We start from the raw sequence: 11,921 nt of genomic DNA on the forward strand, positions 1-11,921 counted from the left end.
GTTAGTTGTTTATGTTTATCTGTAAAGTATTCTCCTTGTCTTCATCTAAGTTAACGTCATCACCATTTTCATCGAGTATAATACGATCTTCCAGTGTTTCTTCTGAAGTTCCTTTGTTGAAGTTTCTGTTCACTTCTTCTTCCCAATCGGCTTGTTGGGTAGTGTCTCTCTCCATTGTGGTTTCTTCCGAAGAAGGACAGTCTAAACACTCTGTTTTATTATTAAGAATTTTTAAATAATGCCCTTCATCTCCATTGTCGAGAATGTCTTTGTAATAACTCTCGTTTCTATGAAATGAATACGTATTCTCATCGGCAAATAAAATGGTTCCGATAGGAAGATACACGATGATTTCTATTTCTTGGTTTCTGTAAAAATTAGAAGTTTCCGTAGTAAAAAATCCATCTAAAAGCAATCTGTTTCCAGTTAAGTCATAGCTGTAATCGATGGCTTCTGCTTTGTTTTTCGCATTGATAAAACTACTTCCTTCCGCTTTCTTTTCAACAACTATTTTACCATTGTCCTCATTGGTATGTCTTATAATAAGGCGAATGTCGTTAGAGTAGATTACTTTTTCATTATTCTCATTATGAAGAATTTTTATCCCATTACGTCTATTCACTTTATGGTTGTATTGCGTATCTGCTCGCATTGCAATTTTCAGCGTATCTCCAGATCGAACAGGCAATACATTTTCGGTAATATAATCACCGTCGTACGCTTGTTCAGTCGCTTGTCTAATTCCTAAGATTCCAAGTCCGATAACGGAAGCAATCCAAAGGATTACCAAAACTATTTTAGCGGTTGTTCCAATCGATTTTAGGTTATCCACTAATAATTTTAGTCCTAAAATAAAGAGTGCGAAAAATGGAATCCCTACGGCGAATAAGACCAATAATGAAACCAGCCAAATAGGAGTAAAGCTTGTATCTACTAGCGAGATATAGTCCATCATTTCTCCTTGTCCCCAAAAATCAACAGATCCAAAAGTGAACATTCCGATAATAAGTCCGATTAGTGTTGAAATTGAAACAAGAATAAGAAGGACTCCGATAAATTTGACAAATATTTTTAAAATAGTTAGAAGGATACGACCAAGCGTTTCGAAAAAATCTGAACTACCAGATTTAATTTTTTGCCCGTATTTGTCATAGTCGGCGTTTTTTAATTTATCGGCGACATTGTCATAACCTTCCTTGAACTTTTTTTCAATATTCGATATGTTTATTGGTTCACCCGTCATTTTCAACTTGTCTGAAGTCGTTTCCGCAGCTGGAACCAAGATCCATAATAGGATGTAAATTGGGATCGGACTTCCAAGACTGGCAAGTACTAAAATCACCCAAATTAATCGAATCCAGATCACGTCAATTCCTAGGTAATGTCCTAAACCAGACGATACTCCTGCGATAAATTTATCATCAACATCTCTAAATAATTTTTTAGAAAAAGTTGAAGAAGCGTATGAAGTACTTGATGATTTTCTTCTTGAGTGGTTTGAAGCATCTTCAAAAATTTCTTCATCTACCATATAATCTTCAGGTTGTCCCATTACGGCAATTACCTGATCTAACTCGGTTAAAGAGATAACTTGCGAACTGCTTTCAATTTTTTCAGAAAAGAGTTCAGCGATTCTTGCTTCTATATCTCGAATAATTTCGTCACTTCCTTGCGGATCAGATAACGATTTCCGTATCGCATCCAGATAGCGTGATAGTTTTCCATAAGCATCTTCATCGATGTGGAAAAACGTGCCTGCTAAGTTTACATTTACTGTCTTTTTCATTGTTTAGTTTTTTTCGCTAGTTACTCTATCTACAGCCTGTTGTAATTCGTTCCAGGTTGTATTCAATTCTTTTAAAAATAATTTTCCTGTTTCAGTAAGATCGTAATACTTACGTGGTGGTCCTCCTGTAGATTCTTCCCATCTATAGGAAAGTAATCCCGCATTTTTTAATCGCGTTAACAGCGGGTAGATGGTCCCTTCAACTACAAGTAATTTTGCGTCTTTTAGGGTGTCTAAGATATCCGAAGTGTATGCCTCACCATCCTTTAAGATGGAAAGAATACAGTACTCGAGTACCCCCTTGCGCATTTGCGCTTTTGTGTTTTCAATTTTCATGTGTTCTTCTTATTTCTTTAAATGAATCGCTTATTTCTGAAACTGAAAGGGCTTCTTTTTTCTTCGGAAGCAGCTACAACTTCATGTTAGGAAGCGATACTATTTATTCTTTATATAACAATTTTGTCTGAAGCCTTTTTGACTTGCTTTAATGAATCGTTGCACATCTGAAACTTTTCAATTTGAGTAGTGGTATGTGAAACTTCTTGGTTCTCTGGGGGAATCTCTTCGCCCAGAATGCTAAATACGGCGGCTAAAATTAAACTGACTAATGTGCTCATTTTTTGATTGATTTATTCTCGAATGGTTCGAGAGGTTGATTTGATGAATGATATGGTAAACGGGTATTTATATAATTTTCCTTTAGAAGCTTGCATCGTAGCTGTAATGACCGCATACAACTCAAAAATAAATAAGGCTATAAAAACAAGTATTATTAAGCAAAGAACGAGTACGTATCCAGACAAATTTTTAATTTCATGTAACTGAAAACTGTGTACTGAATCATCTAAAAGTTCTGCCAAGGAAACAAAATCAGCAATAAAAAAGATGAAAAGCGGGATGCATACCAATCCTAATAATAGGGTATATACAATAATGCTTAACTGAAAATTAATAGCTTGCTTTCCGTGTTCGTCAACAAAGTCTTTTTCTTTGTTCAGTGTCCATAATAGGAGTGGAGCAAAAAAGTTTGCAAACGGAAATAAAAACTTTAAAAAAGTTGATAAATGTATAAAAGCACTCACGCTTTTTTGATTTTCTGTAATTGAAGTGTCCATTGCTTATTAATTTCTTATACAAATATATGTCTTTAAGAAGGTATTATGTTACGCATAGTAGTGTAATTTAACATAAAATTAACAAATTGAAACTCAATTAAAATGAATATCTTCGCATAAAAACAGATCTATATGTCTTTAACCCCTAGTAAAATCAATACCTTCTTATTGTTCAAGTTACCTTCTGCTTATTTTACAGGCGTACGGGTAAAATCTATTACAGAAACAACTTGTGTAACCACAGCTAAGCTCAGATGGATTAATCAGAACCCGTTTAAATCTATGTTTTGGGCAGTGCAAGGGATGGCAGCCGAGTTAAGTACTGGTGCTATGGTAATGGGGTGTATAGAAGAGAGTAAACAATCCATATCGATGTTGGTTGCAACTAATAAGGCTACATTTTCTAAAAAAGCAAAAGGACGTATCTTATTTAGATGTACGGATGGTGATGCAATTAAAAAAGCCATACAAGCGGCTGTTGAAACAGGCGAGGGACAAACTTGTTGGATGAAATCTGAAGGAGTGGATGCAGCGGGTGATGTCGTGTCAATCTTTGAATTTGAATGGACTTTGAAGGTGAAGCGTAAAAAACAACCTTAAATGTGAATTATTTGTTAAAGTTCCTTTTTTAGATTTACTAAAATGTCTTTGTTTACAGGTCTTTACTAACCAATTAACGTTTCTTAACTTCCATTCATAGTTGTTTTGAAGCTGTTGGTCTAAAATCGCATCGTTTTTTTCGCTATATTTATAAAACATAATTTTAAAAAGATAAGCCTATTCATACTTCTACTTAAACTAACATGTAATCCAGTTTATATTATGGCTAGAGCAATGTTTGATTACACTAAAGCTGTACTTGCAAAAGTAAGTTTTGATGTTAATCTTTTCTGTAAAGAATTAAAGAAAGCAATGACACGATTACTCCCTTATGAAATAGAGGAGCTAAAAATTTGGGTTGATTCTTTAATAAAGCAGAAACCTCAATTAAATCAATGTTTAATTTTTTTAAACCCTTAACCAAAAAACCTCCTTTGTAGTAATACGAAGGAGGTTTTTTAGTTGTAATTGTAGGTTTTTATTTTATCGGACTAATAATTTTTACATCCTGAAAGGCGATGGCACCTCGTATTACTCCCGAAATCACATCGTATAATGCATTTATTATTTGCATTTTCAATTCACTTTTGCTGTAAATAATACTAACCTCTCTTGCTGGAGAAGGTTCTGTGAAGTAACGCAAGTGTTTTGTTTTATCTTTTGGAATATCCAGTGTATGTAAATAGGGTAACAGTGTCATTCCGAGTCCTTCGTTGGAAAGTTTTATCAGTGTTTCAAAACTACCACTCTGCAACTGAAATGCATCTCCAGGACCTAGTTTCGATGCTTTACATAAATTAATAACGCCTTCTCTAAAGCAATGTCCATCTTCTAAAAGGAGTATGTCATCAATATCTAAATCGCTACTTGTAATCTTTTTCTCTGAAGCCAATCGATGATTCTCTGGAATATAACCTACAAAAGGTTCGTAATACAAAACGCGTTCTTTAAGTTTATCGTTAACGAGCGGAGTAGCAGCAATAGCAGCATCTAAATGTCCGTCGGTAAGTTTTGCGATAATGTCTTCAGTGGTAAGCTCTTCTATTTTAAGTTGCACTTTTGGGTACTTGGTTCCAAAGGCTTTTAAAAACATAGGTAGTAAGGTAGGCATTATGGTTGGGATAATTCCTAGCTTAAACTCTCCACCAATAAATCCTTTTTCTTGATCTACAACATCTTGCATCCTGTCAGCTTCATTCACAATATGATGTGCCTGACTCACAATTTTTTTACCCACCGAAGTAAGTTCTATCGGTTTTTTACTTCTATCAAATATTTGAATCTCTAACTCATCCTCCAGTTTTTGTATTTGCATACTTAAGGTAGGTTGCGTTACAAAGGTGTGTTGTGCTGCTTTTGTGAAATTTTGATGCTCTGCTACAGCTAACACATATTTAAGTTGTGTAATGGTCATATTCCATAGAATTTAATCACAAATATAAATATTCCTATTGGTAAAAATTATTAGTTATAATTAAAATAAAGGTTTTGTTTATACTAAAAGATGCGGATCTGTTTAGGTTCCTTCCGAATTGATTTCGGAACTACATCCTACTATCAGTATAAATACATGTAATGCTAACCTGAAACAAGTTCAAGTTGATCAATTTTATTGTGTTGTATTACAGAGCATCAAATACTAAAAAACCTATTTGAAGAACACAATAGCGATGTATTCCCCAAATAGATTTTAAGATGTTTATCTGTTTTTTTAGAATCGAATCTCCAACTCTAAAGGTGCATCTGCAACAGTGAATTTTGCATCGCTCCATTGTGGCGGTCCGTAACTCATTACATTATTAGACATTCCATAATTTTCTTGTGGCATTCCTGATGCATCGAAATCCATTCGTTTGTTTTTGTTTTTATCGTGAAACAAAATTACAGCATAGTCGCCCGGAGCTACATCTGTAAAAGTTACTGTGGCTTTTCCATCTACAATTTCACCTTCCAATCCTACGGTTGGTTGCTGCATAAAATTGCCTTCTGTGTACAATCCGAAGACGACGTTTCCTTCGGTGCTTTTTACCGGAACGGTCACTGTAATTGTTGAAGTTTCAGAAACAGCTTCTACAGGAGCTTGTGCGTTGATAAATAATGTTGAGAAGGCTAGCGATAAAGTTACGAGTATTGTTTTCATGATTTTTGGTTTTAGTATTAATGATGAGTTGTTTTTTATTTCTGAAACAAAGATGCAACGAAACACACTTCAGAAATAAATAGAAATACTGAACTGTAGTATTTACTATCTGAAATGTAATTTATTATCTAATTAAGTAATTCTGAATGCTTTTTGAAGTGTAAATCAGATTACAACAACCCTCTAGCTTTAATCTCTAGGTACTTATTAATTGTATTTACAGTCAGCGCTTCAGGGGCGGTAAGAATGGTTTGTATCCCATATTTATGAAGCTCATTGACAATCAGTTTCTTTTCGTATCTAAATTTTTCCGCAATCGTTTTTTCAAAAATTTCACGTGTGTTACTCGCTTTACGATCTGTAAACTCTTTTAATTCGGTATTTTCAAAAAAGATAACCACCAATAAATGTGTTTTATTGATCGCCTGAAAATAGGGGAGCTGCCGGTGCAAAGCGTCCATTGTTTCAAAATTGGTATACAATAATAAAAGGCTACGTTGTTTTACGTGTCGTTTAATATCGACGTACAATCTGGAAAAATCACTTTCTGAAAAGTCGGTTTTTACGTTGTATAGTGACTCTAAAATTAAATTCATTTGCGAGGATCTACGCTGTGCAACCACGCGATCTTCAATTTTTCTAGAGAACGTAAACATTCCCGCTTTGTCTTGTTTCTTTAAAGCAATGTTCGAAATTACAAGCGTTGCGTTAATGGCGTAATCTAACAGACTAAGATTGTTAAAAGGCATTTTCATTACACGGCCTTTATCGATGACCGAATAAATAGGTTGCGATTTTTCATCTTGAAACTGATTTACCATCAGTTCACTTTTTTTGGCGGTCGCCTTCCAATTTATGTTTCTAATATCGTCTCCCGCAACATATTCTTTAATTTGTTCAAACTCCATCGTATTTCCAATACGTCTTATTTTTTTGAGTCCGAAAAACTTCAGTCGGTTGCTAAACGCGATAAAATCATATTTTTTTAACTGAAGAAAAGATGGGTAATTCGGCACCATCGCTTCCGCAGAAAATTGTTGCCTTCTTGAAACCAGTCCTAAAATAGAGGAAGAAAAAACATTTAAGTTTCCGAAGTGATACTCGCCACGTTCGGTGGGACGCACAGTGTAAGTGAACTTTTTTTCTTCGGAAGGTTTTACAACCGTTTCAATTTTAAAATCACGTATTTGCCATTGTATCGGTAACTCGTCAATAATTTTTAAAGCAACGGTAAACTGAAACCGATTTACTAATTTAATTTCAATCGGGTTTTCATCACCATTCGATAATTTCTCAGGGAGTAACCGACTGGCTTGAATTCCTGTTTTATTCAGGTAAAGGAGGAGACAGTCTGCGACCACTAAAAGGATAAGGATGAAAAACAAAAGTTTAATAACCCAAAAAAGGTTTCCGAAGAAATAAGAAACCACAAAGAGTATCGCGAGTAAAAATATCGCAATAAAAAAGCGTTTGGTAAAGTATAAACTTTTGAAAAACTGTTTCATTATCTAGGTACTTCTAGGGTTTCAATAATTTGTTGAACCACTTTTGAAGGTGTTAATCCTTCCATTTCTCGCTCTGGCGTTAAAATAATACGATGACTTAATACCGCAGACGCTACTTTTTTAATGTCGTCTGGCGTTACAAAATCACGACCGTTAATCGCCGCCATTGCTTTAGAAGTATTCATAATTGCCAACGATGCTCTTGGTGAGGCTCCTAAAAATAAATTCGGGTTGTTTCGCGTATTATCTACGATCGAAGCAATGTATTTTAATAAGTTGTTTTCGATAATTATTTTACGAATCGTATCCTGGTATTCTGCAATCTGAGCTGCAGTAAGTACAGGTTGTATCGTGTCTAATACATTTTTGTTCTCCCTTTTATGTTCGTTTTCTAAAATGATAAGTTCTTCTTCTACATTTGGATATGGAACATTAATTTTGAATAAAAAACGGTCTAATTGCGCCTCTGGTAACGCATAGGTTCCTTCTTGTTCTACTGGATTTTGCGTCGCAAATACTAAAAATGGCGGCGGCATTTTAAATTTTTCACCATCAATGGTGATTTGACGCTCTTCCATCACTTCAAACAAAGCGGCTTGCGTTTTTGCAGGCGCACGGTTTATCTCGTCAATAAGTACAATGTTTGAGAAAATAGGTCCTTTTTTGAACTCAAACTCACTCGTTTTTACATTAAATATCGAAGTTCCTAAAATATCACTCGGCATTAAATCGGGTGTAAATTGAATTCTACTAAAATCAACATCCATGGTTCTAGCCAATAGTTTTGCGGTAATTGTTTTGGCAACGCCAGGAACCCCTTCTATTAATGAATGTCCGTCCGAAAGAATAGAAATAATAAGCATTTCGAGCATATCGTGTTGCCCAACAATTACTTTTCCTAGTTCCGTTTTTATGTTCTGAACGGCTTCTTCAAGATTTTTTAAATCGATTCTTGAATTAAATGCTAACGGATTTTCTTGTGACTCTTCCATAGGTTATATTTTAAAATCTTCAATTTGTTTGTTTAATGCGATACTGTCTTGCTCGGTATGTACCGTTTTTTCTTTTAGCTGATTGATTAACTGTATCAACTTTTGTGTTTTTTCTACTGAATTTGTACTCTTCATCGCTAATTTCTGAATGAAATCGTGGTCTAGTGAAGCTGTATTGAGGTAGTATTTAGATCGAATAATTTCTAGAAAATACGTAATTTTCTTTGCATTGATATTTCCGAAGTCTTTGTGCTGAAAATACATGTCTCCAATGGTTTTGGTAAACTCAATTGAGGTATTCTGAAGCGGTTCTACCACTTTTATAATGCGTTGTTGTCGTTTTCCTTTTAAAACAATAAACAGCAATAAGCCTAACATGAGCACATAATACGCCCATTTTAAAGGCTGCTGATTAAATATAAAGCGCATGGGCGAATCGACTACTTTTCGTCCCGATTTTAAATAGGTATCCCAGTACAAATGATCTGCGGTAACATGCGACAACACTTGTGAAGCGTATTGCTGGTTGCCTTTCAATAAGTAATAGTTTGAAAAAGCTTCCGGAAGGGTATGGAATATAAAAGTTCCTTTTTCGTAGGGAACTGTGATAAAATTCAATTCTTCTATGCTTTCGTTTTCAGTTTCAAAATAACCCAACGCTTTGGTTTGTAGGGTATCTATGTTATTAAAAACAGTTTTGTAAACTGCTTTTTTAAACTTCGGAAGCGAATCTTGTGGAATGCTCTTATTAAAAAAGGATGCCTCTATATTTTCTTCTAAAAAGCTATAATCTTGACGCGTTGCAATTTTCAAGGAATCTTCAATATAAGTTCCGAATTCTCGCGCTGATAGAAAAACGGTGTTTCCGTTGGCAGCATACGATTTTAAAACTTCAAATTGTTGTTTGTCGAAGTTGAGATAATCGTTGATAAATAGGTAGGCAGAATTATTTGTGTAACTGCTATCCTTCAGAAACTGATACGGATCTTCTTTTATTTTTTTAATGTTTCCTTTTTTGTAAAGAAGTTGTAGTTCTTCAAACAATACATACGTTCCTAACGGAGCAGTATCGACAGATGTAAAACTTGGACGCCAATTAATAGGTTTGGGACGTACCACTTCAGAAATAATGATTGCTAAAACTGCAATCCCAAAAACGATGAGTATTTTCTTTGAACGTTTATCTAGCATTTTTCAAGTGTTGCGTTAAACGATCAAAATCTTTTTGAGCATTGGTAAAGCCAGTTTCATCTAAAGTAAACTCACCGTACCAAACATAGTCGTACAAATACGATACTTTTTTGAAACTACTTTTTACTTCAGTGTTCTCAATTTCGTTGTAATAGTCGGAGTTGGTTTTATCAAAATGCCATGTGATGATGTTCTCAAGCGAGAGCTCTTTCAACGATTTTAAGTACATATACCGAATTGCTAAGCGATAGTTTTTCTGCGCTAACGCATCAGCGATATACGCATCTAAATCGACACTTTCAATGTGTTCTTCTTTAATGGTTAAGGGAGAAATAGCAGCCGACTTACGGTTAAAAAAGCTAGAAACATCGTTTCCAAGAAACATTTTCAGAATAAAATAACCCACTAAAACGGCAAGCAATAGATAGACTAAAAACTCAAGTACATCGTACACTTCTGGACTTAATTCTACACCGAATAAATTTTCTAATTTTTTGAAAAACCACGAAAGGGCACGCGCTAAAAAGTTTTGTGTTTCACCTTCAACTTCGTCGTACTTAAAATCGGCACCATTGTACTTAGACGCTAAATCTTCAGAAAAAGACTTTTCAACAAAAGGGTCTGTATTGGTTGCGACCGTAATGGAGTCTTGAGGCAGTTCTTGCCCAGCGAATCCTTTCAGAAAAATAAAAAATACTATGAAATTAAATTTATTCACCCGCTCCAATTTGATCGATTCGGTTGCGCATATTCTCGTTGTAGGTTTCTTCGTAAAGTGAAAAATAAAGGATTCCGTTTACAAATTGTGCCAACGATTGGTTAAATGAATACAGCACTAACACTAAGGTTAATGTAAGTGTCCAAATCACTTTTGCAACAGGCGATTCGGCTAAATCAATTCCATTTTCGATGGAGTGGAAAGCGTAAATTCCAATAAGAACTCCAGGAATCATAAGTACTACAAGGAGAAGAATTCCTAGTAACATTCCCACCACTAAGTTAACAAGCACGCTTTTCCAGTAGTATAATTTGATGAGTTTGAATCCTTCGGAAAGTGCATCGGACACGCTTAATTTTTGAGATAGCATTGCCATAAACGATACGCCCATCCAAGCTGTGAATGAAAGCATTAATAAATAGTACGCTAACGATCCGATAAGTGGAATGATGGAAAGCACCATACCGGCTATAAAAACACCCACATAAATAACAATGAGTAGTAAAATGAACAAAATAATATTTCCTAAATTATCGGAAACCAATTTCCAAACTTGCTTTTTTTCAATGGTAGGAGTTTCATTTTTTTCGTAGTGAATCATATACGAAGCGGCAAGACTGTAATTGAGAACAGCGGTAGCTAAAAACAAAATAAAGAAAGCGATACCTCCAATTCCTAAGTACAATGCACTGTCAATTTCTGTCGATGCATTTCCGTAAGTACTTGAATCGTACATGCCAACAAAGCCTGTAACTAACAAATAACTAACGCCTAAAAAGCCTAAAATAAAAAGCCCGTTGTAACTGATAAAAATATTTAAAAAAGAGGTTAAGTTCTTTTTGAAAAATTCAAAATAGATTGAAATCGTATCTCCAAGGTCTCTTCGTTGTTTAAGTTCAATGTGATCTTGCTGCATATCTTTTTGTAAGGATAATTGGATATATAATATAATAGTAAATAATGAGTGCTAAGGAACCAAAAATTATGGTCATAGCCAACCAAACGGGCATATTGCTGTAGCGAGTAATAAAACCTTCAATAAAGCCCGCAATGATAAAGAATGGGATTGTGCTTACCACAATTTTTAATCCGTCTTTAGCACCTTTCAGAAAAGAAACCCTCCTAGAGTATGTTTTTGGAAATAAAAGGCTGTTTCCCATCACCAAACCTGCACAACCAGCAATGACAATCACAGAGATTTCGATGGTTCCGTGAAGCCAAATAGATTTTGAAGCTTCAAAAAGTAAATCTTTAGTGTAAAAGAAGGTGAAAAAAGCACCTAACATTACTCCATTTCTAAAGAGCACCCAAGCGGTTCCAATAGAGGTTATCACGCCAAATGCGTAGGCTAAAAAGGCCACTCGAATATTATTGATGGTAATTCCTAAGAAAGTTCCAATTTCACTTCCACTTTTATAAATAGCCGTAGGATCTCCCTTTTCAATATTATTAAGTGTTTCGTTTACGTATGCATCGCCCAAAATTAGCCGAACAAAACTATCGTCGTTCAAGGTGGATATAATTCCGATGCAAGTGGAAACTAAAAAGAGTAAAAAGGTGTAAAAAAGTGTCGCATGGTATTGTTTAAAGAAAAGTGGAAACTCATATTTCCAGAAACTAATCACTCTGTTTTTACTTTCTTTTTTGTTGCTATAGATTTTTTGATGCGCTTGCGACGCTAATGAATTTAGATACTGAAGCGTTTTACTTTCTGGATAATAGGTCTGTGCATACGCCAAGTCGTTGGTTAGCTGGATGTAGTAATCAGCTAGACTATCTGGATTAATTTTTGAATTAAGCGTGATTGCTTTTTCAAATGCTATCCATTTTTCCTTATTTTGCTTAACGAATGCTGCTTCCCGCATTTAAAATTT

The 11,921-nt window shown here is 34.9% G+C and carries 14 protein-coding genes; 2 read left to right on the plus strand and 12 right to left on the minus strand.

Going from position 1 to position 11,921, the window contains the following annotated elements:
• Nucleotide 1: 1 nt before the first annotated feature.
• From BLQ00_RS07080 to BLQ00_RS07090, 4 genes are all read right to left on the minus strand, one after another.
• Nucleotides 2–1,786, minus strand: coding sequence for a PspC domain-containing protein (locus BLQ00_RS07080; protein ID WP_093142434.1), 1,785 nt, complete (start codon nucleotides 1,784–1,786; stop codon nucleotides 2–4).
• A 3-nt stretch (nucleotides 1,787–1,789) separates the two neighbouring features.
• On the minus strand, nucleotides 1,790–2,122 hold the full coding sequence (locus BLQ00_RS07085) for a PadR family transcriptional regulator (protein WP_093142436.1): 333 nt from the start codon (nucleotides 2,120–2,122) through the stop codon (nucleotides 1,790–1,792).
• Nucleotides 2,123–2,232: 110 nt separating this feature from the next.
• Nucleotides 2,233–2,403, minus strand: coding sequence for a hypothetical protein (locus BLQ00_RS17555; RefSeq protein WP_175445424.1), 171 nt, complete (start codon nucleotides 2,401–2,403; stop codon nucleotides 2,233–2,235).
• A gap of 12 nt (nucleotides 2,404–2,415) precedes the next feature.
• Nucleotides 2,416–2,901: a DUF4870 domain-containing protein gene (locus BLQ00_RS07090; protein ID WP_093142438.1), complete on the minus strand. Its 486-nt coding sequence runs from the start codon at nucleotides 2,899–2,901 to the stop codon at nucleotides 2,416–2,418.
• A 132-nt stretch (nucleotides 2,902–3,033) separates the two neighbouring features.
• On the opposite strand from BLQ00_RS07090, the gene BLQ00_RS07095 reads away from it, so the two are divergent.
• Together BLQ00_RS07095 and BLQ00_RS07100 are read left to right on the plus strand one after the other, a co-directional pair.
• The gene (locus tag BLQ00_RS07095; protein ID WP_093142440.1) at nucleotides 3,034–3,501 is read left to right on the plus strand and encodes a DUF4442 domain-containing protein; all 468 of its coding nucleotides are present in this window, start codon (nucleotides 3,034–3,036) and stop codon (nucleotides 3,499–3,501) included.
• A 222-nt stretch (nucleotides 3,502–3,723) separates the two neighbouring features.
• Nucleotides 3,724–3,921: a hypothetical protein gene (locus tag BLQ00_RS07100; RefSeq protein ID WP_093142442.1), complete on the plus strand. Its 198-nt coding sequence runs from the start codon at nucleotides 3,724–3,726 to the stop codon at nucleotides 3,919–3,921.
• Between the two features lie 58 nt (nucleotides 3,922–3,979).
• Here BLQ00_RS07100 and BLQ00_RS07105 read toward each other — a convergent pair whose 3' ends face one another.
• From BLQ00_RS07105 to BLQ00_RS07140, 8 genes are all read right to left on the minus strand, one after another.
• Entirely contained in the window at nucleotides 3,980–4,915 is a 936-nt protein-coding gene (locus BLQ00_RS07105) for a LysR family transcriptional regulator (RefSeq protein ID WP_093142444.1), read from the minus strand.
• Nucleotides 4,916–5,212: 297 nt separating this feature from the next.
• Nucleotides 5,213–5,641 (minus strand): DUF2141 domain-containing protein, encoded by a 429-nt coding sequence (locus tag BLQ00_RS07110; RefSeq protein WP_093142447.1) that lies wholly within the window; start codon nucleotides 5,639–5,641, stop codon nucleotides 5,213–5,215.
• 170 nt (nucleotides 5,642–5,811) lie between these two features.
• Nucleotides 5,812–7,146, minus strand: a complete 1,335-nt coding sequence (locus tag BLQ00_RS07115; protein WP_093142449.1) for a DUF58 domain-containing protein — start codon at nucleotides 7,144–7,146, stop codon at nucleotides 5,812–5,814.
• Entirely contained in the window at nucleotides 7,146–8,138 is a 993-nt protein-coding gene (locus BLQ00_RS07120) for an AAA family ATPase (protein WP_093142452.1), read from the minus strand. Before BLQ00_RS07120 ends, BLQ00_RS07115 begins: the two co-directional genes overlap by 1 nt.
• Nucleotides 8,139–8,141: 3 nt before the next feature.
• Nucleotides 8,142–9,329, minus strand: a complete 1,188-nt coding sequence (locus tag BLQ00_RS07125) for a DUF4350 domain-containing protein (protein WP_093142454.1) — start codon at nucleotides 9,327–9,329, stop codon at nucleotides 8,142–8,144.
• The gene (locus BLQ00_RS07130; protein ID WP_093142457.1) at nucleotides 9,319–10,047 is read right to left on the minus strand and encodes a hypothetical protein; all 729 of its coding nucleotides are present in this window, start codon (nucleotides 10,045–10,047) and stop codon (nucleotides 9,319–9,321) included. The genes BLQ00_RS07125 and BLQ00_RS07130 overlap by 11 nt, the downstream gene beginning before the upstream one ends.
• Nucleotides 10,040–10,963: a hypothetical protein gene (locus tag BLQ00_RS07135; RefSeq protein ID WP_093142460.1), complete on the minus strand. Its 924-nt coding sequence runs from the start codon at nucleotides 10,961–10,963 to the stop codon at nucleotides 10,040–10,042. Before BLQ00_RS07135 ends, BLQ00_RS07130 begins: the two co-directional genes overlap by 8 nt.
• The gene (locus BLQ00_RS07140; RefSeq protein ID WP_093142463.1) at nucleotides 10,944–11,912 is read right to left on the minus strand and encodes a stage II sporulation protein M; all 969 of its coding nucleotides are present in this window, start codon (nucleotides 11,910–11,912) and stop codon (nucleotides 10,944–10,946) included. Before BLQ00_RS07140 ends, BLQ00_RS07135 begins: the two co-directional genes overlap by 20 nt.
• Nucleotides 11,913–11,921: the final 9 nt, after the last annotated feature.

This window comes from Ulvibacter litoralis (assembly GCF_900102055.1).
GTDB classification, from domain to species: domain Bacteria; phylum Bacteroidota; class Bacteroidia; order Flavobacteriales; family Flavobacteriaceae; genus Ulvibacter; species Ulvibacter litoralis.

Coding starts and splice junctions, on each gene's coding strand:
- BLQ00_RS07080 (WP_093142434.1), bottom strand. CDS start 1,786: ATGAAAAAGACAGTAAATGTAAACTTAGCAGGCACGTTTTTCCACATC.
- BLQ00_RS07085 (WP_093142436.1), bottom strand. CDS start 2,122: ATGAAAATTGAAAACACAAAAGCGCAAATGCGCAAGGGGGTACTCGAG.
- BLQ00_RS17555 (WP_175445424.1), bottom strand. CDS start 2,403: ATGAGCACATTAGTCAGTTTAATTTTAGCCGCCGTATTTAGCATTCTG.
- BLQ00_RS07090 (WP_093142438.1), bottom strand. CDS start 2,901: ATGGACACTTCAATTACAGAAAATCAAAAAAGCGTGAGTGCTTTTATA.
- BLQ00_RS07095 (WP_093142440.1), top strand. CDS start 3,034: ATGTCTTTAACCCCTAGTAAAATCAATACCTTCTTATTGTTCAAGTTA.
- BLQ00_RS07100 (WP_093142442.1), top strand. CDS start 3,724: ATGGCTAGAGCAATGTTTGATTACACTAAAGCTGTACTTGCAAAAGTA.
- BLQ00_RS07105 (WP_093142444.1), bottom strand. CDS start 4,915: ATGACCATTACACAACTTAAATATGTGTTAGCTGTAGCAGAGCATCAA.
- BLQ00_RS07110 (WP_093142447.1), bottom strand. CDS start 5,641: ATGAAAACAATACTCGTAACTTTATCGCTAGCCTTCTCAACATTATTT.
- BLQ00_RS07115 (WP_093142449.1), bottom strand. CDS start 7,146: ATGAAACAGTTTTTCAAAAGTTTATACTTTACCAAACGCTTTTTTATT.
- BLQ00_RS07120 (WP_093142452.1), bottom strand. CDS start 8,138: ATGGAAGAGTCACAAGAAAATCCGTTAGCATTTAATTCAAGAATCGAT.
- BLQ00_RS07125 (WP_093142454.1), bottom strand. CDS start 9,329: ATGCTAGATAAACGTTCAAAGAAAATACTCATCGTTTTTGGGATTGCA.
- BLQ00_RS07135 (WP_093142460.1), bottom strand. CDS start 10,963: ATGCAGCAAGATCACATTGAACTTAAACAACGAAGAGACCTTGGAGAT.
- BLQ00_RS07140 (WP_093142463.1), bottom strand. CDS start 11,912: ATGCGGGAAGCAGCATTCGTTAAGCAAAATAAGGAAAAATGGATAGCA.